Source organism: Flavobacteriales bacterium (assembly GCA_021739695.1).
GTDB lineage: Bacteria > Bacteroidota > Bacteroidia > UBA10329 > UBA10329 > UBA10329.
This window is the reverse complement of the sequence record JAIPBM010000007.1, coordinates 54723-76146: the sequence shown is the minus strand read 5'-3', so window position 1 is coordinate 76146 and position 21424 is coordinate 54723. Positions and strand designations below refer to the sequence as shown.

The 21424-nt window shown below is 45.3% G+C and carries 16 protein-coding genes; 6 read left to right on the top strand and 10 right to left on the bottom strand.

The annotated features are described in order from the left end of the window. The first annotated feature begins 167 nt into the window (after positions 1 to 167). A complete protein-coding gene (locus tag K9J17_06075) occupies positions 168 to 992 on the top strand; it encodes a T9SS type A sorting domain-containing protein (GenBank protein ID MCF8276287.1) in 825 nt (274 codons plus the stop codon). 61 nt (positions 993 to 1053) lie between these two features. Beyond that, the gene (locus K9J17_06070) at positions 1054 to 1650 is read left to right on the top strand and encodes a YceI family protein (protein MCF8276286.1); all 597 of its coding nucleotides are present in this window, start codon (positions 1054 to 1056) and stop codon (positions 1648 to 1650) included. On the opposite strand, the gene K9J17_06065 is transcribed toward K9J17_06070, so the two are convergent. From K9J17_06065 to K9J17_06035, 7 genes are all read right to left on the bottom strand, one after another. After that, positions 1651 to 2091: a hypothetical protein gene (locus K9J17_06065; GenBank protein ID MCF8276285.1), complete on the bottom strand. Its 441-nt coding sequence runs from the start codon at positions 2089 to 2091 to the stop codon at positions 1651 to 1653. It abuts the gene before it with no gap. Next, positions 2091 to 3080: a hypothetical protein gene (locus K9J17_06060; GenBank protein ID MCF8276284.1), complete on the bottom strand. Its 990-nt coding sequence runs from the start codon at positions 3078 to 3080 to the stop codon at positions 2091 to 2093. The genes K9J17_06065 and K9J17_06060 overlap by 1 nt, the downstream gene beginning before the upstream one ends. Continuing rightward, positions 3080 to 4375 carry a hypothetical protein gene (locus K9J17_06055; protein MCF8276283.1) on the bottom strand — a complete coding sequence of 432 codons (1296 nt, stop codon included), beginning with the start codon at positions 4373 to 4375 and terminating at the stop codon, positions 3080 to 3082. The genes K9J17_06060 and K9J17_06055 overlap by 1 nt, the downstream gene beginning before the upstream one ends. 10 nt (positions 4376 to 4385) lie before the next feature. Then, on the bottom strand, positions 4386 to 4883 hold the full coding sequence (locus tag K9J17_06050; GenBank protein MCF8276282.1) for a hypothetical protein: 498 nt from the start codon (positions 4881 to 4883) through the stop codon (positions 4386 to 4388). Positions 4884 to 4885: 2 nt separating this feature from the next. Beyond that, entirely contained in the window at positions 4886 to 5764 is an 879-nt protein-coding gene (locus K9J17_06045) for a hypothetical protein (GenBank protein ID MCF8276281.1), read from the bottom strand. Positions 5765 to 5869: 105 nt separating this feature from the next. Next, on the bottom strand, positions 5870 to 6445 hold the full coding sequence (locus tag K9J17_06040; GenBank protein MCF8276280.1) for a hypothetical protein: 576 nt from the start codon (positions 6443 to 6445) through the stop codon (positions 5870 to 5872). Between the two features lie 111 nt (positions 6446 to 6556). Then, the gene (locus K9J17_06035) at positions 6557 to 7921 is read right to left on the bottom strand and encodes a dipeptidase (GenBank protein MCF8276279.1); all 1365 of its coding nucleotides are present in this window, start codon (positions 7919 to 7921) and stop codon (positions 6557 to 6559) included. A 156-nt stretch (positions 7922 to 8077) separates the two neighbouring features. Here K9J17_06035 and K9J17_06030 point away from each other — a divergent pair, with 156 nt between their 5' ends. Genes K9J17_06030 through K9J17_06020 form a run of 3 tightly spaced genes read left to right on the top strand, consistent with a single transcriptional unit; the run spans position 8078 to position 15506 of the window. Further along, positions 8078 to 10150 (top strand): choice-of-anchor L domain-containing protein, encoded by a 2073-nt coding sequence (locus tag K9J17_06030; GenBank protein ID MCF8276278.1) that lies wholly within the window; start codon positions 8078 to 8080, stop codon positions 10148 to 10150. 15 nt (positions 10151 to 10165) lie between these two features. After that, positions 10166 to 12340 carry a gliding motility-associated C-terminal domain-containing protein gene (locus tag K9J17_06025; GenBank protein ID MCF8276277.1) on the top strand — a complete coding sequence of 725 codons (2175 nt, stop codon included), beginning with the start codon at positions 10166 to 10168 and terminating at the stop codon, positions 12338 to 12340. A 46-nt stretch (positions 12341 to 12386) separates the two neighbouring features. Then, positions 12387 to 15506: a choice-of-anchor L domain-containing protein gene (locus K9J17_06020; protein ID MCF8276276.1), complete on the top strand. Its 3120-nt coding sequence runs from the start codon at positions 12387 to 12389 to the stop codon at positions 15504 to 15506. Here the strand turns inward: K9J17_06020 and K9J17_06015 are convergent. Genes K9J17_06015 through K9J17_06005 form a run of 3 tightly spaced genes read right to left on the bottom strand, consistent with a single transcriptional unit; the run spans position 15503 to position 19732 of the window. Then, positions 15503 to 16783 carry a hypothetical protein gene (locus K9J17_06015; GenBank protein MCF8276275.1) on the bottom strand — a complete coding sequence of 427 codons (1281 nt, stop codon included), beginning with the start codon at positions 16781 to 16783 and terminating at the stop codon, positions 15503 to 15505. The two genes, K9J17_06020 and K9J17_06015, sit on opposite strands and share 4 nt — an antisense overlap. 1 nt (position 16784) lies before the next feature. Further along, positions 16785 to 19016, bottom strand: a complete 2232-nt coding sequence (locus K9J17_06010; GenBank protein ID MCF8276274.1) for a hypothetical protein — start codon at positions 19014 to 19016, stop codon at positions 16785 to 16787. Beyond that, positions 19016 to 19732, bottom strand: a complete 717-nt coding sequence (locus K9J17_06005) for a glycosyltransferase family 2 protein (GenBank protein MCF8276273.1) — start codon at positions 19730 to 19732, stop codon at positions 19016 to 19018. The genes K9J17_06010 and K9J17_06005 overlap by 1 nt, the downstream gene beginning before the upstream one ends. 248 nt (positions 19733 to 19980) lie before the next feature. On the opposite strand from K9J17_06005, the gene miaB reads away from it, so the two are divergent. Further along, positions 19981 to 21423, top strand: coding sequence for a tRNA (N6-isopentenyl adenosine(37)-C2)-methylthiotransferase MiaB (gene miaB / locus K9J17_06000; GenBank protein MCF8276272.1), 1443 nt, complete (start codon positions 19981 to 19983; stop codon positions 21421 to 21423). Position 21424: the final 1 nt, after the last annotated feature.

The following is a 21424-nucleotide window of genomic DNA, read 5'->3' as shown; positions in this document are numbered from 1 at the left end:
TTGTGCCATCCCAATGCCAAAGTTCTTTGATATGAAAGCGTGCTTCTCAAAGCAACCTTGCCATTTAATTCATGTCTACCCCCAAACATTTTGTGAATTTGTCCGTACTGCGGCTTTCAAAAAATTAATTTAACTTTTACTTTAACCAGAAATCTTAAACCATCAACATGAAGAAAAAATTTACCCTTATACTATCGTTGCTCTTGACGACAGGAATGGTCTACGACTACAATTTTAGAATGGCGCACACCAACAATGCGGGAGGACCTCCAGGTCACACCGGATCACCAGCAGATGGTCAGACCTGTGCACGGTCGGGATGTCATATCGGTGGCCCTGCTTTGACGAATGAGACCATTGAACTTTCATCGGATGTGCCGGGAACAGGCTATGTGGGAGGAACAACTTACAATATGACTCTTACGCTGATCAAGGTGGGTGGCGCAAAATTCGGATTTCAACTCTCTCCACAGAATTCACTTGGAACTGTCTTGGGTGACCTTGTTGCTGGCACAGGTTCGCAGATTGTTGGAGGAGACTACTTGACGCACAGCTTCAATGGAACCTCGGGTTCTGGTTCAAGGTCGTGGGATTTTCAATGGACTGCACCAATTTCTGGTTCAGGTGCAGTTACGTTCTATGCAGTTGGAAATTTTGCTAACAACAATGGTTCTACAGATGGTGATGTCATTGCTACAGAATCGCTTACGATCAATGAAGCCACTGGTGTGGGTCTCAGCGAAGCAGCTTTAGCTTCGCTTTCTGTTTATCCAAATCCAGTAATTGATGAGATCACCGTTGCAGCTAAGGATGTAGACGAAGAAATTATGATCACCATGTTTGATGTAGAAGGCCGAAAAGTGTTGGAAGAAAAACATCAGGGTGGTAACATCAAGATTGATGTGAAATCTAAGAGCTTAAATACTGGCGTTTACTTCATGCAAATAGAGGCTGGAGGAAAATCTACCGTGAAAAAGCTATTGGTGAAATAAGTGATACAAATTGCAAAACAAGAAAGGTGCTTAACGGCACCTTTTTTGTTTTTTAGCAGTCATGTTTCAGCCGCACTCATCTGTTGTTCCAGTTGCACAGAAAATCCATTTTTGGATGGCAGGTTTGCTGCTGTTCGCGTGGGTCGATCGAGCGTCCGGCCAGTCGGTTTATACGAGCGATACCAGCTCGGTAAGCTTTTTTTCCAGCACACCTTTGGAAGATATCAAGGCACACAATGAGGCTTCTACCGCCATCATCGAGATGTCTACCAGAACGCTAAGGTTTCAGGTTCCGATAGCAGCGTTTCAGTTTGACAATACATTGATGCAAGAGCATTTCAATGAAGGTTATCTGGAGCCGAGTAAATTTCCCTATGCCACATTCCGAGGTAAACTTTCAGACTCGCTAGATCTTTCCATTGATACGGTTTATAAGATTGAGGCCACAGGAATGCTGAATGTGCATGGAATTGACCGAGTGGGAACGTATAACGGAGTAATAAGCTGCGAAGACAGTATTGCTACGCTTGTCACAGATTTTAAGATCCTACTCGCTGATCACGCTGTGAAAATCCCAGGCGTGGTGTTCGACAATGTGGCGAAAGAAGTGGAAGTGAAAATGTTCTTCCGCTTTATTCCTTACAGAAAACAGGATTAGTTACTGGGCATTCACCGTAACGGTGCTTGAACTTACACGGTTGCTTTCATTTCCAGCCCTATCCACAACCCAAATTGTATAGGTTACAGACTCGCTTGCTCCTCCATTTATGATGGCCGTATTTGCCAGAGTCACGTTGATTGTTCCTTGAATGGTAATGGTTGCATTTTCAGGTGCCAATTGCTGAATACGGAATCCGTAAGTAACCTGATTGCGCGAATCCTGAATGAAAAGATTGTTTTCTTCCGTGTTGTTTTCGCCCAAGTCGCCATCGCCATCGCGATAAGAAATGCTGAAATACAGCGAATCCTGATATTCGCTAACCACATTAGGAACCACGCTTTGGAAGGAAATCTCTGGGATTTCGCTAATGCTTGTATCCTTCTGGCAAGCTGCAAGAAGAACAACAGAACTCAATAATACCCAAACGGAATTTTTCATCATGGTAGAATATAAAACGACCAGAAGGTCTTGTATTGAATTACCATTTCATCGCGCGGCATTTCTGTTTCATTTTCGCCATCACTCACATAATAGCGCATGTAAACAACATTATCTGAGTTGAATAAAGATGCGTTGAACTGAACGTACCAATATTGAAATCCTGGGTAATTGACGAACTGCGCATTTAACTGATGGAAACCCGGTGCGCTTGGCGAAAAATCGTCTGGATCGTACGAGAATTTCATCTTCGATCCTTGCAAATTGGCAAGGCTGGTACTGTCATCTTCAACCACTATGACCAATGCCGCATTTTGGCTTGATGTAAGTATGAAAGGATTGTAATACACGCCATCAATTCGATTTCCGGCCGAGGTCAATGGAAAGTTCAGATTGGCCGCAGCAATCACTGCGTCAACACTCATCGTGTCTGCGCCAACATAAAACGTGACCTGTGGTGCTTGATTGGGATAGCTCGGTACTTCTCCGAACATGTTTTTGGCGCCACTCATTATCCAATTCTCAATGCGCTTAATAAATGCACTTTCGAGAGGCACGCCTATATTATCCTGAGGCATTCTGTCGTTGGTATTGGCAAAGCAGCAGTTGGTTAATCGTTCGTGCAATACCGATTGGGCCGTATCAAACGGAATGACCCGATATGCAAATGTTGAGTCAGCGTTGTTCTTTATGAGCCGCGCATACACCAAAGTAGAGCTTGAACTTTGAACCGTTCTGAAATCTGGTTCAAAATTACCATCATGACAACCGGGAACCGCACATCTAGGTTGAAGAATGTCGCGGTGAATGGCCACAATCGTATTCGGGTCGAGGGTATCGATAGGAGATGGCGGAGTAGGGTAAACGATATCGTCATACGGGTTTGGTGGGATAACGGTATCTTCCTTGCAACCAACAACGGATATGACTATTCCGCTCATCATCAGAAGAGTGAAACCCAGTAAGCTGTTTTTTAAGCGTGCTTTCATCATGCTAAAGCTGCGTTTAGTGGTTGGCCAGGCAAGAATCCTGAAACATCATCATAGAAACCAAGAATTTTGGCAATGGTCGGAACCACATCGATACTTTGTCCCTGAACCTGACTGATCACTTGGTTCTGAACAACCTTGCCGTTTGGCCCCACAACTAAGCAGAAGATCTCTCGCGACATGTCATCATTCGTATGGTCTAGCGCATAGCGTCCATATGGGTCAATCACCGTGTTTGGCAGTAAGTTTCGTCCGTGTTCCGGCAAAGCGATCATAATGGTATTGTTGGCCATTCCTGCTGTTGATTGAATGGTTTGCCACAAATGCGCCAATGCGTAATCCGCTCGCATCAAGTTGTTGGCGTAAGACGTGAAATTGCCATGACACACATCCACGTCTTGCATGTTTACTACCAACAGTTCAGGCTGAAAACGCTGAATCACCTTTTCAGCAAAGAAGATGTTGAACATGTCTGGGCTCATACCGCCTAAACCCCACGGGTTTTCGTATTGTCCTCCGGCTGCTTCCTGCAACGAATCCAAGAGAAACTGTTGCACTTCCGGAATATCTGACTTGGCATTGGAAATACCCGCTGAACCTGCAATGGTCTGACTTTCGAAATTGTTGTCAAAGAATCCACGCATTTGGCCAACCAGATTATTTTGATTTTGCGTGAACGTTTTCGGATTGCCCAATGCTTGATATCCTGCATTGCTGATAATGGATGCAGGTTGAATGTAGTTGGCGCCATAAAGCGCACCATATTCCGGATGCGAACTGTAATTCAGTGCTGGATAAGGCCCCAAGGCATTGCTTACCCACCAAGCGTTGAGCGCGTTGGCTGCAGGATCGCTGTGCTTGCGGTAATACTCAAAAACCGTTGGCGTTTGCGGCCGTTGGCGAATGTTGATGTCGTTGAGATTGTAAACTCCGGTCATCACCGAAGAATGTCCGCTAAAGTGACCTGTCGGGCCTTGCGCAAATCGGAATTCCTTGTAAAGCGTTCCCATTTCTTGCAAGCGAGTGGTGCCAACCTGTCCAAGCGATTGAACTCCAGAAGCAATATCGGTAGAAATGCTTTCGTTGCCTACAAGTGTGTTTGGCATAAGATTTCCATCTGCTTTGTGCACAGATTCCAGATTTCGAACGCCACCGGCAAACAGGCAGAAAACCACGTGATCCACAACGCGAGCTCCAGTTGCTGCAAACAATCTTCCCGAAGGAAGTATGTATGGAGCCATGAATGCGCCCGCAGTTGCAGCCGTTGCCTTTTTAATGAATCCTCTTCTTTTCATGGCGATGGAATTAATAATATCGGTACTCGTTTGATGTCATAATCGCGTAATACACCAACTCGGGCGTGATGTCTGCATTCTCGGTAATGAGATTGTTCATATACCACAGCTCAAATTCATTCGGGTTTCGATTGAAAAACTTCTGATACGTATCAGCAAGAAACTGATTGATGTTTTCCCGCATGTTGGCATCTGTCGGAACATTTACCGAGGAAGAATTCAAGAAATTCTTGATGATGAGGTCTTCAATCAATTTCAGATCTCCAAAACCAGAATAAGGAACGGCCAGTGTTTGCAATTGAGCCTGACTGATATTCTGTCCGAACAGATCAGCATAGGCAATGGAGATGAACTCCGAAAGGCTTTTTACATAATCCTTGTTGGCGTCAGGCTTGTTAACATTCACATCATTCACATTATAAATGATGTCTTTCTCTTTTTGGCAGCTTGAAAATAGGATCAGGCTAAGCGTGCCTGCGAGCAGCAGTTGTGGTATGATTTTACGCATGGTCATAGTCCGGCAAATTCATCTGATGATAGAATGTCCTCTTGCAATCTTTCGTAATCTGACGATTCCTTGTATCTGGTTGAGTGATAGCTTTGTTCTTCAGAACTCGGCTCGCGGAAGAGGTAGCGTTGGTAAAGCTCTCTTACCTGTCCTTCATAATAATCGTCTGAATGAAGGAAGATGTCGATGAACGCTTCCTTCGAATTTCCTGTCTGATAAAAGAGAACTGCCACAAACCCATCTACCATGGTAATGCCCGAATTGTGCTCATCTTCTGTTGGGTCGCGGAAAAGGAAATTATTGAACAGACTAAGTACATAATTGTACGAACCCATGTTTATTTGATCGTAAATTTCGTTGTACACCAATCTGCGCTGCATTTCCTGCATGCCAATGGTGCCGTTTCTGAATTCGGTTGGCGTGGTCAAAAGCACTTCCAGATTATCAATGCCTTCTTGTATGATGTCCACAAAATCAGCGTATTGTGGGTCCAAAATGATCAAGTTATATAGGTAAAGCTGTTCTTGAACGGCCGAAGTGTCGAAAGGGCCATTCAGCAGTTTCAGCGAATTGATCTCCAAAACCTTGTCTAGATATTCTTGATTGTCCATGATGTCTTCGAGCATGGACTTGCGGCTTGCAACGCTCAGATTATTTGCATCAAGCAACGCAATTCCATCTTGCTGTTCTTGCGCATGTGGCTCGCGGCCAAGGAGGCTTATGTAGCATTTGGTCACATAATTCTTGATGACCAAGGCTGAAATGGTTGAATCTGGTGGTGCGGTATTGTCGTCAATAATGATCTCGTCTTTGGTGCAGCCAGAAACCAGCGCAATTACAATTGAGAACAAAATCAACGAACGTCCCATTACATGTTTCATAGTATCAACAGAGAAGGTTGAACCAAAAATAACAAGTCTAAGCTTCGGACGGCTTGATTCAACAAAGGTTTAACATTGGATTCGTTTCAATCCAATTTCTCGTAGTCAGTCAATTACCTCAATCTGAAAGGTAGCTTCTGCGTCTGTTTTTCCACCTACTCGCACATCAATTCCAGCTGCTGCGCCAATGGCAGATTTATTGGGTTCATGTACGATTCGAATTTTCAGTTCTCCTTTTGAAGTGGATTCAGAGCTGAAAATGGTGTTCATCCCAACGGGGAATCCATTTGCGTCAGCATCATCATAAGCCACATGTAGGTTCAATTCGTTTGATACGGTAAAGAAAATTTGGTGCGTTTCGGGCAGTGCTTCTACTGAGGTGCTGTCAATTATGTGTTCGAGTTTAGCGGACGATATCGGAATTTGATTCCCTAAGATGAGTTGACCTCGATAAACGGTATTTGCGCGAATGCGAACGTTATTCACATACGGAGGATTGCCGCTTGGACCATCGTTATCAAGGCAGCTCAGCACTACCACCTGTCCAGAATCCGGAGTCAGGGTCAGAAACATGGATGTAACAGGTTTCTCAACCACAACCAACTGATTGTCTTCGCAAGAAGCGAGTGCAAAAAGTAGTGGCAAGAATACCAGAAATCGAACGTGAGAAGCAGCTACCATCGGCTTGGAATTGGTAGTTATTCTAACAGTAGGATTACCACGATTATTGCGTGGCTTTCTTATTTCAAGGACAATTTTTTTGCGAAGTTTTCAGATCGCAGAGCTTCCAATTTACCCTTCGGCCAAATATTGGTAGAAGAACGGAATGGTCTGAATGCCTTTCAAATAATTGAAAACGCCAAAATGCTCGTTTGGTGAGTGGATGGCATCTGAATCGAGTCCGAATCCCATCAACACAGATTTCAATCCGAGTTCTTCTTCAAACATCGCAACAATAGGAATACTTCCACCGCTGCGCATCGGAAGAGGCGCTTTTCCAAACGTGGTTTCCATTGCCTTGTGTGCTGCTTGATAACCTGGAAAGTCGGTTGGAGTAAGGTATGGTTGTCCGCCATGGTGAGGCGTTGCTTTTACTTTCACCGAAGATGGTGCAATAGACACCAAATGCTTCAATACGAGTTCAGTGATCTTATCAGGGTCTTGTCCTGGCACCAAACGGCAAGAGATTTTGGCGTGCGCTTTTGACGGCAACACTGTTTTGGCTCCTTGGCCAATGTAGCCGCCCCAAATTCCATTTACATCCAACGTTGGACGGATGGTTGCTCGCTCCAGTGTGGAATAACCCGCTTCTCCTTGAGTTGCTTTCATGTCCAGTTCATCGCAGTAATTCTGCTCGCTGAAAGGCGCTTTGGCCATTTGAGCGCGTTCTTCCGTGCTTACTTCAATCACATCATCATAAAATCCAGGAATGGTGATCTTCTTGTTTTCGTCATGCAGCGAAGCAATCATGTCGCAAAGAATGTTGATCGGATTGCCGACCGCGCCACCGTAAAGTCCAGAATGTAGGTCACGTTTTGGGCCGGTAACTTCCACTTCAATGTAACTCAATCCTCTAAGACCGACCGTTATCGAAGGAATGTCGTTGGCAATCATTCCTGTATCAGAAATAAGTACCAGATCGGCTTTCAAACGTTCTTTGTTCGACTTAACGAATAAGCCAAGATTGTCAGATCCGACTTCTTCTTCGCCTTCAATCATGAACTTGACGTTGCATGGAAGCCCAGTGGTTTTTATCATCAATTCCACTGCTTTCACATGCATGTACATTTGGCCTTTATCATCGCAGGCACCGCGCGCATAGATCTTTCCGTCTTTGATCACAGGTTCAAATGGAGGAGAAGTCCAAAGTTCAATAGGATCAGCTGGTTGCACATCGTAATGTCCATAGACCAACACTGTAGGTAAGCTTGAATCCAAGATCTTTTCTCCATAAACGATAGGATAACCTGCTGTTGGGCAGATTTCCACCGCATCAATCCCAATTTCTGTAAGTCGCGATGCGAGCAACTCAGCAGCGCGGTGCACGTCCTTACTAAACGCTGGATCGGCACTGACAGACGGAACCTTGAGAAGGTCTACCAGTTCGTCTAAAAATCGGTCTTTGTTGGATTCAATGTAATTGTCAACTGTTCTGATGTCCATTTCACACATTTTGATTCGCCCAAATTTAGTTTTTAATGATTGCGAAACATCTGCGGCAGAATGGAGTTCAAAGCTGGAAACGCGCGTAGCTATCTTTGTTCGTTCTAAATGACGTTTATTCGTTCATATTGTCTTTTGCTGATCTTGGTCATGACCGTTCAAACGGCCTTGGCGCAGCTTCAGATAGATGCCAGTTACACACCACAGCAGCTTGTAGAGAACGTATTGATCGGACAAGGCGTCCAGGTAAGTAATTTTCAATTCACAGGAAATGCTGCTTCGCGAGGATTTTTTGATGGATCAGCTTCCAACATCGGTCTCTCATCTGGAGTTATCCTCTCTACTGGACGTGTAATAGATGCAATAGGCCCGAATAACACACAAGCTGGATCCTTGGCAGAAGATGGGACAGGTTTTTCAACCCCTGGCGATGCGGCACTTACCGCCATTTCTGGTCTTTCGGTCGGAACCTACGATGCGTCCATTCTTGAATTCGATTTTATCCCTTCGTCAGATACAGTTCAGTTCAGATACGTATTTGCGTCAGATGAATACATGGTTTGGGTTGATACTTCAGTCTCTATCAACGATGTTTTTGCCTTCTTGATCAGCGGGCCTGGAATTTCGGGAGAATCGAATATTGCGCTTCTGCCGGGTACAACGTTGCCCATAACGATGTTGAACGTGAACGCATCCACCAATTCTCAGTATTACATAGATAATGGAGATGATCCAGGCGAATCAGGCGGTGCAACGGTAAGTTACAATGGATTTACGAAGGTACTTACAGCGCAGGCCGTACTAACCCCTTGCCAATCCTATCATATTCGTTTGGCAATTGCAGATGGTGGTGATGGCACCTATGATAGTGCCGTTTTTCTAGAGGCCGGAAGTTTTAGCAGCCCAACGGTAAGTATGAGTGCGGAGTCAAGTTTTTCAGCTACTTCCGGAGGTCAAGATCTTGTAGAGGGATGTAGTTCTACGACACTGACCTTCGAGCGGTCTGCTCCTTTCGATGCGCCTTTGACTGTTGGACTTGCGTTCAGCGGCACGGCAACTGTTGGTGCCGATATTTCGAACTTGCCGAGTTCAATCACGTTTCCTGCAGGACAAGCTACCACAACAATTAGCTTCAACGTAATAGAAGATGGTGTTTTGGAAGGTACCGAAAACTTGACCATTGTTCTCGATCAGCTTAACCCGTGTGCAACCGGACCAGCCACATCTGTCACCATCACCATTCAAGATGCATTGCCATTGACCTTGCAGATATCTCCAGACGTATCGCTTATCTGTCCGGAGGAAAGGATCATAAGTGTTGTCCCTACTGGGGGATATCCAACTTATCAGTACCAATGGGCAGGAACATCTTCAAGCACTGGTAGCGTCACGGTAAATCCGTTTTCAAGCAGTACGTACACGGTTATGGTGACCGATACTTGCGGCTTTACAGCTACGGCTTCCACTTCCATCACTATTCCAAATTATCAACCCATTCAAGTGAATGTAACAGACGCGATCATTTGTAATGGCGAAGAGGCCATTCTTGAAGCGCAGGTTTCGGGCGGTCTTGGCAATATCACCTATCTCTGGGATGGTTCTGGAACCGATGCCACATACGCGGTCAGTCCTGTTGCGAGCACAACCGTTCTGCTGCAAGTAACCGATAGCTGCGGCATTACAGAAGACGGTCAGGCAAACGTGATCGTTGATGAGGTGGATGTTTCCTTCACGAGTAAGTTGACTGCTCACAGTACTGTTCAGTTCACTAGCAGCTCCACAGATATAACCGATTTTGCATGGGATTTTGGAGATGGAACCTTTGGTTTTCGAGAATCGCCATTGCACGAATATCTTGAAGAAGGAACTTACATAGTAACCTTGACCGTTACAAACAGCAATGGTTGCGAGGCTACGGTGGAAGACACCGTTACCGTTTATCCTCCGTTGCACGTCTATGTTCCGAATTCGTTTACGCCAAATGGCGATGGTATCAATGACGAGTTCGGAATGATCGGAGAAGGTTACCTTTATTACGATATGGAGATCTTTGATAGATGGGGAAACAGGCTGAAGTTCGGTCGTTTTAAAGACGATACAGTTTGGGATGGCACCTACAAAGGAAGTCTGGTTCCTGCTGGAATGTACATCTACAGCATTGTGGTTCATCCGCCAATTGGGATTGATGTGAGGGAAAAAGGGTCTCTGTTCGTGCTTCCGTGAGAATGACCTCAGCCCATGCGATTGAAATTTTTCTTCGTTCTGTTCATCTGCCTTTCATCTGCCAGCTTTGTTAAAGCAGAGCACTTGGTTGGTGGAGAAATTTTCTACGAATGTTTGGGAAGTGATGATTATCGGATAACGCTTAAAGTTTACCGTGATTGTTATAGTTCTGGTGCACCTTTCGATGACCCAGCTGCCATTGGCATTTTCAATGCTGCTGGAGCACTTGTCACCACCCTTTCAGCACCTTACAATGGTTCTCAGTTGTTGGATGTGGTCATCAACAACCCATGTTTGCAGGCACCGCCTGATATTTGTGTGGAAGAGGCTATTTACACCATAACGGCACATCTGCCGTTTATCGCAGGAGGATATTATGTGGCTTACCAGCGTTGCTGCCGAAACCAAAGTATCATCAATCTAACTTCGCCAGGGTCTCAAGGCTCCACGTATTACGTTGAAATCCCAGAAGAAGCCCTGAATTCCTGCAACAGCAGTCCGTATTTCAACAATTTCCCGCCTTTGGCGCTATGCATTGGAGATGAATTGATCTTTGATCATTCAGCTACGGATCCTGATGGAGATCAACTTGTTTATTCGCTTTGCACGCCTTTTCATGGTGGTAGTCAGGCAATGCCTGCACCAGTTCCACCCGATGCACCGCCATATACCAACATCAATTGGAATTCGGGCTATTCGAATGCCTATCCGATAGATGCCTCACCTGCATTGACCATTGATCCCGTGACTGGAGAACTTACGGGCGTTCCAACTCAGGCAGGACAATACGTGGTGGGTGTTTGTGTGGAAGAATATCGAAATGGACAGCTCATCAGCATTAATAAGCGCGATTTTCAGTTCAACGTGGTCAATTGTTCATCTAATATTCAAGCGGTCATTCCGGTGCAATCTTCGTTTCACGACCCATGCAGCGGATTGCAGGTTTCATTTGGCAACAACAGCATCAACGCTCAATACTTTCATTGGGATTTTGGAATTGAAGGCATATTAAGCGATACCTCCAATTTGGAAGATCCTGTTTTTACTTATCCGGATACGGGTTCTTATGTGGTAACGCTGGTCGCCAATCCAGGGTTTGGCTGCGCTGATTCAACCGTGGCAATCGTTGAAGTTTTTGAACAGATTGTTGCCGATATCGTGATTGATGGCGATGTCTGTTCAGATTCCAATGAATTTGATTTTCAGGCTTCGGGTACGTTTGGCGGAGGCGCCACATTCCAGTGGGAATTCACCAATGGGTTGCCAGCCACAAGCACCGATCAAAATCCAACTGGAATTTCATTCGAAGCTTTGGGAACGTTTCAAATATCGCTGACGGTGACGGACAATATTTGTTCCGACCAGACAAGCACCACCATTCAGACCTTGCCGCGACCAGATGCATATTTCCCATCGGGCGATCTGCGTGGATGCGCCCCGTTGGGGATTTTGTTTCTCGATAGTTCGTATGCCGCAACCAGTTATGAGTTGAGCTGGGATTTTGGAGATGGAACATCTGCAACAGGCGAACGTGAGCTGCATCAATATTTAGAATCGGGAATTTATGATGTTTCGCTGACCATTTGGACTTCGAATGGCTGCGTGGACACTTCAACTTATCTTGTTCAGCAGCCTGTGGAAGTTTGGCCAATACCAGATGGCGAATTGACAGTGGATACCAATATTCAATTCGTATTCGATCCTGTTTTCAACTTCACAGGAACGACTTCCAGCGCTACAGAATGCGCTCTTTTTACTGGAGATGGCGCTTCGTTTTCTGATCAGGTGCCCATGTGTGAATACGAGCATTTCTATACTGACACAGGGAACTATGAAGCCATCATGATCTTCACCGATGACAATGGTTGCCAAACTTCAGACACGGTTTGGATTCGAGTGGAACCGGAAGTGCGGTTTTGGATTCCAAACGCATTTACTCCGAATGACGATCGCATTAACGATACGTGGGGGCCGAAGGCTTTCGGTTTCAGCGAATACGAAATGTGGGTTTATGACCGATGGGGCAAGCTGATTTTTCACTCAACTGACCCATTTGAAAAATGGAATGGAACATTGAATAATCGAGGCAACCAGATCATGCCTTTGGGCGTCTATGCCTATCGAATACTAGCCCGTTCCGTGAAAAACACGATCATCAAGGAATCCGGGCACGTAACATTGCTGAAGTAGCATTATCGTAAACGATTAAGTAAATTCGCGCGCCAAAATTTTGACCTTGAGGTTCAACAGATTCATCCTTTTTATTCTTGTCTCATTGCTTTTGCTTGTGGCCAATGTTTCTGCGCAAATGGTGGTGACAACAGGTCAGACTGCACAGCAATTAGCAGAGATCATTGCCGGCCCTGGAGTTGTGGTTAGTAACGCTTCCATTACAGGTTCGCCACTGGCTATTGGCGCGTTTACAACAGCAGCCAATCCAACTGGTCTGGGGATTTCTTCAGGCGTTGGATTAAGCAATGGCGATGTCACGGAAGCAGCTCAACCTGAGATCAATTTTGCTTCAACCGATCTTGGAACACCTGGAAGTGCCTATTTAGACAACCTTACTGGGGAAACATCTGGAGATGCCATTATTCTTGAGTTTGATTTCGTTCCAAATGCAGATTACGTACAGTTCAAGTATGTCTTCTGTTCAGAAGAGCATCCAAATTTTTCTTGTTCTAATTATGTAGATCCTTTTGCCATCACGATAACTGGCGTAAGTGTCCCGTTGGCAGAGACTAATATTGCCCTCATCCCTGGCACTTCAACCCCAATTCAGATCACGACCATCAACAACCAAGGTTGCGGAAATCCCGCCTATTACATTGATAATGTAGGTAATCCTCTTTTGGTGTTCGGAGGAATAACAACTGTGATGACAGCATCAAGAGATGTGATCTGCGGAGAAACGTATCATCTAAGGTTTTTGCAATCTGATGGTGGATTTGATCAGAGCTTCGACACGAGTTGTTTTATTGAGGAGAATAGTTTGACGACAGGAAGTATCGTGGTTGAAACAGCCACTGCCGCTGCAGATTCTACAGCTTACGAAGGCTGTAACGATGCTACAGTGACCCTTACGCTCAATGGCTCGGTTATCACACAGGATTTCCCTGTGCCTATTTGGATTTCTGGCTCGACCGCAGGTTGGGGAATTGACTACGATCCGATACCAGAACTTAATCAGACCGACAGCACGATCATTATTCCTGCTGGGCAGAATAGCGTCTCGTTTACCATTTCTCCTATCAACGATAATGTTGCTGAAGGAATAGAGTACGTTGAATTTGTGGTGGTCACATCCACGTGTGGCCTTACAGATACATTTCGAATCTACATTAATGACCTTTCTCCCATCAGTACCACCACAAGTAATGACACGACCATTTGTGTTGGAAACGCCATTTCATGGTGCGTTGCAGAAGGTGGCGGAGGTCTCTTTACATATACGTGGGACAATGGACTTGGAGTGTCGCAGAATATCACTCCAGCACCAACGCAAACTACGGTCTATCACGTTTCGGTAACCGATAACTGCGGTTCTGCTGCGGTTTCAGATTCCGTAACCGTAACCGTAGATGACGGCCCAACGCCTTTTGCAGGAAACGATGTTTCGGTATGCATTGGTGGAAGTGTGCTACTCAATGCGAGTTCCAGCGCTCCGAACAGTACATTTCAATGGAGTCCAGCTACCGATCTTTCCAATACGGGAATTTACAATCCGCTTTGTACGCCTCAAGTGGATATGGAATACATCGTAACAGTTACCCGAAGCGATGGCTGTTCCAATGATGATACGGTGCTTGTAACCATTACGCCACCACCAACGGCCGATTTCAATCTTCCAGCTGTGGGTTGCGCGGGCACTCCTATGTTGGTAAATTATACAGGAAATGCGAATGCTGCAGCTCAGTTTCAATGGAATTTTGTGGGTGGAACAATTACCAACGGAAATGGAATTGGACCGTTGGCTGTGCTTTGGGCTGCTCCTGGTATTTACGATGTAGATCTGACCGTGGCTTGGAACGGATGCGTTTCCATCAATCAAACGGCACAGATAGAAATATTAGGGCCGCCAGCCGTGAATGCTGGCTCAGATATTTCTTTTTGTTCTGGCGATTCTGGTCCTATCGGTTCAGCACCAATAGCTGGTGTCAATTACAGTTGGACACCGATCAATGGAGTGTTGGATCCAACTGCTTCTCTCACCACAGTTCAATTGGTCAATCCAACACATGATGTTCAGGTCTTGAATTACGTGTTGAAAGCAGAAGAGCAAGGGTGTAAGAACTACGATACGGTTCAGGTAACCGTTTTCCCAACGCCAACTGCTGAGTTTGCCATTCCAGATGGAAAGTGTTTTAACGTGAATTCTTTCAATCTACTTGCTAGCGGATATTTTGGGCCGAATGCCAGTTTTTCTTGGAATTTCGGTCCCGTAGGATTTCCTACTGGTTCCATACTTCGTCAGCCACAAGGCATCATTTTCAATGCACCAGGGCCGCAAAATGTCACCTTGATCATCGAAGATAATGGTTGCATCAGCGAACCATTTGTAGGAACAATTCAAGTCTATGAAATGCCGGTTGCTAATTTCTCAAGCGATGTGTTGGAAGGATGTGAGCCGTTGCTCGTTAGCTTCGAAGATCAATCTTATAACGGTAACAGCTCTTTGTACCGTACTTGGACGTTCGGAAATGGTACTTCTTCAAGCCTTCGAAATCCCACGAGTATGTTCGAAGCTGGTACTTACACCGTTCGTTTAAATGTAGTAACGGCACAAGGTTGCGCAGATAGTGAAGTGAAAAACAACTATCTACAGGTTTATAAGAAGCCAACGGCTTTGTTTTCGTTGAGTTCTCAGCATCTGGACATCATTGATCCAGTTGTCACTGTCACCAACTTGGCAGATAGTATTGTGAGCAGCGAATTCACATTTCATCCTTTCGAAGATCACGTGATTTCAATGGAAACCATCTACGAATACCCCGACACTGGAATGTATTCGATTACGCAGATTGTAGCAACGCAGCACGGATGTTTGGATACTACTTATGGCACTTTGCAGGTCGATCCGCATTACACCTTGTATATCCCTAACGCGTTTACGCCAAACAACAACGGAGTGAATGAAGTGTGGGTTCCACAGGGTCAAAGCCTCATGTCATTCAACATGACCATTTACAATCGATGGGATCAAGAATTGTTCTTCTCATCCAGTTTAGATAATGGTTGGGATGGTAAGTTCCATGGGAAATTAGTTCCTCAGGGAATTTATATTTATAAGATTGAAACAGTTGATCTACTGGGCGAGCCGCATCTTTATCACGGCACTTTCTCGATGGTCCGTTAGCGGAAGAAAGCCTGTTTTAGTTTTCCGATATAATCGTACCAGCCCCAATTCGGGCCGTCCCACATCCCTTCGTAAACGTAACTCATTCTGAGGTTGACGTAGAGGGCGAGTATTGCCATTATTGCGAAGCCAAGCGCAACTATACGGTTTGATTTTCCTATTTCAGCGACCGCGAAAGCTGATGGCAACGCAAGTATTGGAAGAAAATCGACATAACAGCGGTGACCGAAAGCGCCACCAAACCACCAAGCCCACCAACTTCCGAAAATGTATGTTGCAAGCGACAAAGTAACAATCGGAAGTAGCCATCCTTTTTGATGGCGTTTGATCATCATTCCAATTCCCAATAGTCCTAATAGAGCAATTGGTGAATAGATCAACCAGCCATTTTGTGGGCTGAACAGGACTTTCAACATTTTCGGACGGTTCCAGAAAACGAAACCTTCACTTCCGTATGAATAGAAAATATAACTGCCCGTCATGTGCTTCCAGTAAAGCATTTGTGGCAGAAAAAGGATAGCAAGTGTCAAACCAAACAACAGGAACCATCGAAAATCGCTGAACCATTTTTTGAGGTGGTTTTTAAAGTTTTTCGTGTCAATTCCCCAAAGCATTGGAATGAGAATGGCAATTACGTTGGTTGGTCGAATAAGGATGATAAGCGCTAAACTAACGGCAGTCATTAACCGCCACTTCAGATGCTCGGAATTCAATTTTCGATGCGAGCCATAGATCAACGCAGAAAACAGGAAAAACGAATAAACATGCGACATTCCCGATTCTCGGAAAGTGTAATGGAAAAGGTTTGTTCCGAACAACATTCCAAGGGAAACAAGCCACGAAACAAGGCGACTGAACCCAAGTTCTGAAAGCAATTTGGCGAGCAACCGCAAACCTGCAAGCATGTAAAAAATGGCAGCTATCATTACTGCCCACACGTATGGCATGGAACGGCCGTCTCTTGGATATCCAAGAACATGCGCCATTGCATTGGCGACCAGAAAGAACGGACTTTCTAAAAGCGCCACACCATAAGTGTACTTAGTAAAAGCACGTGTTCCGTTCGCGGTTTCTACAATGTCACAACCGGAAATACATTCTACGTGTTCGAATCCACCGTGGATGAAAATGGCAGGTAAATAGACGTAATACCCTTCTTGATCGGACCAGATCACGTCATCCATCCGATCTCCAAAGTGATACATTTTGGTGATGAACAAACAGACTCCAACAGCAAATAGCCAAGCAAGCGTCTTTCGGAAACCAGAAAATTCCATTTCAGTGTAGCGGAATATTGTTCAAGTAGACCTGTTCTCCTTCGCGGTGAATGATCGTCTGATCGGCTGCCCGTAATTGTATTCGGCTCAGTGTTCCGCCTCGTGCATAGATCGTATAAACATGACGCTTGCCAGCTTCTGTTATCAGGTTTTCAGAAACGAAAAGCCAGCCGTCTTGAAGGTTCGGAGTTCTATCAATTCCTCTGTCGGATTGCCACACACGATCAATAGAATAAACTCGGTTTGGCAACAGTTCTGCATTCGGGTCAACCTTAACCCAATAGCTGATATTCAACGTATCCGACTGGCTAAAAACCGTGTCGATGATCTTGTCGGACGAGCTCATTTCATAGCTTGGTGAACCCCAAAGTTCTTCCGCATGATCTTCAAATTCCAAAGGTTTGATGTAGCAGTTGCTCAGCGAAAATTCAACTGAATCAGGAAGTGATGAAGCGTGCTCGTACAGTGAGCGAATATTGGAAATCGTGGTAGAGTAGAGACGATAATCGGCATTCTGAAACACCAATTCTGCGTTGGATAGTAGCAGTTGTTCTTCCGCAGTAAGAGGTTCGTCAGATTGCAGAAACAACAGCTTTTTGTTCTGATCAAATGCGTCCAGAATTGGTCGTGGAAAAAGGATATTGCTGACAAGTTGCGCAGACTTTTGAGTCACATCCAATGAAGTTCTTGATAAAGCACCGCCAACTATTGGGAGACCCGAAGAGAACGAAGCTTTTATGGCGTGTAACGAACTGTTGTGACCCACTTGCAGGCTTATCTTTTCAGAACCGATCAGCGCAAAGGGCAAAGGCATAATGGCTTGATGATCTTCAATAACAACACCAGCCGTCTTCCATTGGGATACATATTTATCTGAAAATGCTTCATGTGCCGTCTGGTCGATCATCTGCAGCTTATTGTGCTTGATATTTACAATGGCGTCCAACATCCAAAGGAAGGCGCACAATCCAATGATCAATGAAATGTGATACGCGTACTTGCCCTTGTTCACCGAGCGGAAATGGCGGAACATGACATAGAGATGATAAACCGTCCAAATGGAGAGCGTGTAGTAGAAGATCCATGCAATTCTACCAAGTGACCGGAACTGCTTTATAGGCGTGATGAAATCTGAAAGCCAATAAAGTCCGAGTTTGTGAAACAAACCCATTGCAAACAGCAAGGTTAGGATTCCAGGAATGAAAACGATTTTGAGTGTTTCCGGCAATATCGGATGCGAGAGCGTTTTCCACTTACGATGAAATAATCGCTTGCCCATTGCCAAGAAAGACGCAAATGCTGTGAACGAAGCCACCATGCCGATGTAAGCGTTGCCTTCCCAGCTTCCAGGAATGAAAATTCGGAAGAAGTATGAATTGAAAAGAGTTCGGAATGGATCGGCCACCGGAACAAACACACTCTGAAATGTGGTTACGTAATCGAAAATGCCCGAAGGAGCTGTTGGTCTATCAGTATACGGGTCAACCCATTTTTGATAAAGCATGAAAAGGACAAGCGGAGCAACCAATGCAAACAGTTGTGGTAGCAGGTTTTTAACGTCAGCGATTCGGAACTTCTTTATCAGCAATTCCCAACCCAATACGGAACCTAGAAAAATCACAAAAATGAATTCGTAATAAGGATGAAGGAAAGCGAAACCCAACACGACAACCGAAGTGAAAGCCGAAAGCAACCACGGCCAATTGGTTCGAGCGAATCCTGCAATCAGCAGCCAACTCATCGGCACGAAAAAAGTGTAAGCCAAAGCGTAATGGCCGATGAAACGCGCCAGCTGTGGACTTAGAAAGGCGATGGTCAACGAGAAAGGAACCGCAAACCACGGATTCACATAATTCCAAACCAGCAGCCGATGCACGGACCAAGCGGTGATAACGAGGCTGCCGATCATCAGCAGATTCATAATGGCAATGATCTGCGGGCCATTGTTCACATCCGGTTCTATGAACCACGAAAGAATTTTTGTGAGAAGCGGTTGGCCATCTGCAAAGATCAAATGATCGCCATACGGATAAAGCATACCACGGAACCAAGTTCCTTCGCCATGAATTACTTGATAGGCAACCGAGAAATAATTCTTCAATCCATCGCCCGATGCACCGAATAGAAATTCATCTGGATGCATGATCACATCACCAAAAAACCGGAAACAGACCAGAACGGCCAGCAATACAACCGCAAGAGCAGAAAAGAAAACGTGTTTGTCGAACCGCACTATCTCGAGAATAGAAGTCGAACGAAATTATTCAATTCCTTCAGCAAGATCGTTGGGCTTGGCGATGGCAGTATAATGTCTGGTTTCAGTTTCACGTCAATTGCTTTCAGCCTCAGACCAACTTTCGAAGCCTGTTGAATGAATTCCAGATCAAACAGGTAACGGTTCACGCGCGTTTGCAAAAACACCTCGCGACCAGCAGCATTGAATCCCTTCAAACCACCTTGCGTATCCTTTATTTTCAGCCCAAACAGCAAACCGTTCAGCCAACGCAACGATTTCGATAATATTCTACGGAAAGCCGAAAGCGAATCATAATACGTCTGTCCGCGGCTCGCCACCACCACATCCGTTTCATTCTCCGACAAGACTCCGTAAAACTCAAATATCGAAGTCTCCACATACGGAAAATCCACATCTGTATAAATCTGAAGATCAGCTTCGCTCGATCGAATTCCCATCCGCACCGCGTAGCCTTTGCCCATATTTTTCGGGTATTCGATCAATTTCAGTTCAGGCGTTCGCGCCATCAGCTGCGCCACCACATCTTCCGAAATGCCGCTTGTCGAACCATCATTTACCAGAATCACCAAGCCCAGCGCGCCTTCAGGCAGGCCATTTTTCAGCTTTGTCACGCTCTCCGAAAGAATCGTTTCCCAACCGCTTCTTGGGTTGAAGCAAGGCACAACAATATCAACAGTTTTCGGTGAGCTCATTCGCAGGGCGAAAATAGCGAAACCCTTTGTTGAGCATCTTCGCCTTCAGTCCGTTCGTTCACGAAAGAGGGCGTGTCCCTCGCCACCGCACAAACCCAGCGCAAATTCGGGTCGGGCAGTCCGCTATATCTTTTTTGTGAAAAACAAAAAAGGATGCCGCTTCCGTCCCTCACGCAGCGCTATCAATCGTCTGCCAAACTGACAGATTCGTATTTCTTTTAAGTACCTTTGCGCTCCAATTTTTTAAGATGCGGAACCAAGATATTTCAGTTAAAGACATAGACGAGACCAGACAAGGCGAAGCTTTGGACATGCCTATAAAAACAGGCACAGGCAAGAAACTCTACATAGAATCATACGGCTGCGCCATGAATTTCTCCGATAGCGAGATCGTAGCATCCGTGCTTATTGATGAAGGTTTTGAAACCACCAAAGTGATGGAAGAGGCCGATGTCATTTTCGTAAACACTTGCGCCATCCGCGACAATGCCGAAGTGCGCGTCCGTGGTCGATTGAATATCTTCCGTAAAGCCAAAAGGAACAATCCCGATATGGTTATCGGTGTAATGGGCTGCATGGCAGAGCGTCTCAAAACCAAACTGCTCGAAGAAGAAAAACTCGTAGATATTGTCGTTGGACCAGATAGTTACCGCGATCTTCCAAACCTCGTTCGTGTAGCCGAATCAGGTCAGAAAGCAGTCAACGTTTTGCTTTCCAGAGAAGAAACCTATGCCGATATCAGTCCAGTCCGTTTGGGCGGAAATGGCGTCAGTGCTTTCGTTTCCATTACACGTGGATGCGATAATATGTGCAGTTTCTGCGTGGTTCCATTCACTAGAGGAAGGGAACGCAGCCGCGATCCAGAATCCATTGTTCAGGAGTGCACTCAACTTTTTGCCGATGGCTACAAGGAAGTAACCCTTCTAGGTCAAAACGTAGATAGCTATTTGTGGGGCGGAGGAGGCCTCAAAAAAGACATTCTTGCTCGAAACGACCTTAGCGGAACAGTCAGTTTTGCAGAACTATTGGTGATGGTTGCCAAGATCAATCCTGATCTGCGTGTTCGTTTCTCTACATCTCATCCTAAGGATATGCACGATGATGTGCTGTATGCGATGGCGGAATACGAGAATATCTGCTCCTACATTCACTTGCCTGTTCAATCTGGCAGCACGCGCTTGCTTGAATTGATGAATCGTGGTTATAGCCGCGAATGGTACTTCGAGCGCATGGCCAAGATCAAAGAGATCGTTCCAGATTGCGGACTTTCAACGGATATTATCACGGGTTTCTGTACAGAAACGGAAGAAGACCATCAAGACACTTTGAGTTTGATGGAACAGGTAGGTTTCGATTTTGCCTATATGTTCAAATACTCTGAACGACCAGGAACTGCCGCGGCCAAGAAAATGGAAGATGATATTCCTGAAGAAGTGAAGGGAAGACGGCTTTCTGAGGTAATTGAAGTGCAGGCCAAAAGCTCGCATGAAAGCAATAAGAAAGATCTCGGAAAAACCTTCCGAGTCTTGGTTGAAGGAACATCCAAAAAGTCGGACGATATGCTTCAGGGAAGAAATCCTCAGAATAAAGTGATTGTTTTTCCGAAGGAAAATTTCAAAAAAGGCGATTACGTGGATGTTTTCGTGAACGATTGTACATCGGCCACGCTATTGGGAACAGCCGTAAAATGAA

Excerpts from the sequence above, each read along its gene's own strand:
- K9J17_06075 (MCF8276287.1), top strand. The coding sequence starts at position 168 with ATGAAGAAAAAATTTACCCTTATACTATCGTTGCTCTTGACGACAGGA.
- K9J17_06070 (MCF8276286.1), top strand. The coding sequence starts at position 1,054 with ATGTTTCAGCCGCACTCATCTGTTGTTCCAGTTGCACAGAAAATCCAT.
- K9J17_06065 (MCF8276285.1), bottom strand. The coding sequence starts at position 2,091 with ATGAAAAATTCCGTTTGGGTATTATTGAGTTCTGTTGTTCTTCTTGCA.
- K9J17_06060 (MCF8276284.1), bottom strand. The coding sequence starts at position 3,080 with ATGAAAGCACGCTTAAAAAACAGCTTACTGGGTTTCACTCTTCTGATG.
- K9J17_06055 (MCF8276283.1), bottom strand. The coding sequence starts at position 4,375 with ATGAAAAGAAGAGGATTCATTAAAAAGGCAACGGCTGCAACTGCGGGC.
- K9J17_06050 (MCF8276282.1), bottom strand. The coding sequence starts at position 4,883 with ATGCGTAAAATCATACCACAACTGCTGCTCGCAGGCACGCTTAGCCTG.
- K9J17_06045 (MCF8276281.1), bottom strand. The coding sequence starts at position 5,764 with ATGAAACATGTAATGGGACGTTCGTTGATTTTGTTCTCAATTGTAATT.
- K9J17_06040 (MCF8276280.1), bottom strand. The coding sequence starts at position 6,445 with ATGGTAGCTGCTTCTCACGTTCGATTTCTGGTATTCTTGCCACTACTT.
- K9J17_06030 (MCF8276278.1), top strand. The coding sequence starts at position 8,078 with ATGACCGTTCAAACGGCCTTGGCGCAGCTTCAGATAGATGCCAGTTAC.
- K9J17_06025 (MCF8276277.1), top strand. The coding sequence starts at position 10,166 with ATGCGATTGAAATTTTTCTTCGTTCTGTTCATCTGCCTTTCATCTGCC.
- K9J17_06015 (MCF8276275.1), bottom strand. The coding sequence starts at position 16,783 with ATGGAATTTTCTGGTTTCCGAAAGACGCTTGCTTGGCTATTTGCTGTT.
- K9J17_06005 (MCF8276273.1), bottom strand. The coding sequence starts at position 19,732 with ATGAGCTCACCGAAAACTGTTGATATTGTTGTGCCTTGCTTCAACCCA.
- miaB (MCF8276272.1), top strand. The coding sequence starts at position 19,981 with ATGCGGAACCAAGATATTTCAGTTAAAGACATAGACGAGACCAGACAA.